This window comes from Allobrachymonas chironomi DSM 19884 (assembly GCF_000374625.1).
Classification (GTDB): Bacteria; Pseudomonadota; Gammaproteobacteria; order Burkholderiales; family Burkholderiaceae_C; genus Brachymonas; species Brachymonas chironomi.
The window spans coordinates 1-1,272 of record NZ_KB894798.1; the positions used below are offsets into that span (position 1 = coordinate 1).

The following is a 1,272-nucleotide window of genomic DNA, read 5'->3' on the forward strand; positions in this document are numbered from 1 at the left end:
GCTTGTCCGCGTTCTTCTCCGCGTAGTGCGCCTTTCGCCCGGTGATGTAGTCCTTCCATCCCGGCACGTCTGGCTTGATCGGCTCTGGCTCGCGCTGCGCAACCTGCTGACGCTGCGGCGCGGGCTGATACTCGCCTAGCCGCTTCTGCATCTTGGCAAGGCTGGCGTTGCGGTCTACGTCGCTGGCCTTCACGCCAACATCCCCGACAAACACGGTCGCCCCGCTGCCGGTCTTTTCGTAGCGCATCCCCTTGGCTGCTAACTCGCGGTGCAACTGCTCCCACGTCTGCGCCTGCTTGATGATGGCTGCGCCGTCCTCGATGGCGATGCGGTGGGCTGACTTCTCCCCGGTGCGGTTCTCCATGTCCCGCTTCTTCTGGTCGGGCTGGCGTGGCTTTTCCGGGTCGTATGGCGCTCGGCCAAGCTCCCCGTTTTCCAACACCCGATAGCGCCCGTTTTGCTCACGCTGCCATCCCTGCGCGTGCTCGATTCGTGCTATCGCCCTGTGTGCCAGTTCAATATCAAAACCACGATTGATCTCAACAATCTTGAGCGTCTCGGGATGCACACGATTGATGGCGATGTGCAGATGGATATTGTCCGTGTCCTTGTGCAAGCCGTAGATGGCTTGATGGTCTTTCCAGCCGAGTTCTTCCATGAAGATGCTTACAGCTTCCTCGACCTGCTCCGGGCTTGGCTGCTCCCCTTCGCGCCAACTCATGATGTAGTGATTGACCGGGTTCTTGCTGCGCACGGACTCAGCAGCAAGGGCTACCATTTCCTCACGCTGTGCGGCGTGTCCGTCGCAGAGGAAGCCGCGCCCGTTGGCGTACAGCACTTTCTCATCCGGGTTCTGGTTGTGAGGCTCGCGGATGTAGTCGGCCAAGTCGCGGATGCTCGCCGTCTTGTGCTTTGTTTTTGAGTTCGGCACCTTCTTAACGATCACGGCTTAACCTCTCGATGTAGGTTTTCAGCGCCACCAGCGCCCCGGCTGTGTCCTTGCTGTAAATGCCTCCGCTTTCGCTGTGGATGTGCTTGAGCAATCCACCGATGCGGCGTAGCTCTTTGAGCATCACCGCGTCCGCGTTGGCAATGATCGGCCTGCCAAAGTAGCGGCGGCGGACAAGCTCCGACATGCTCAATCCGGCAAGGTCGGCATCCTCTTTCAAGCGGGCCTTCTCCGCTGCGGTCAGCCGTACATTGATAACGGCGTCCAGCGGTTCCGGCCCCTGCGTTTCAAATGGCATCGTGTCTCCTTCTCGCCGGGGGGGG

Annotated in this window: 2 protein-coding genes; both read right to left on the reverse strand. The window is 60.3% G+C overall.

Features of this window, described 5'->3' with window-relative positions:
* Positions 1-946 (reverse strand): TraI/MobA(P) family conjugative relaxase (traI, locus tag C513_RS0112285; RefSeq protein WP_018716286.1); only part of this gene is annotated, 946 nt, incomplete at its 3' end.
* Positions 936-1,272: plasmid mobilization protein (locus C513_RS0112290; RefSeq protein ID WP_342662694.1), on the reverse strand; the 337-nt coding region annotated here is incomplete at its 5' end. The genes C513_RS0112290 and traI, both read right to left, overlap by 11 nt.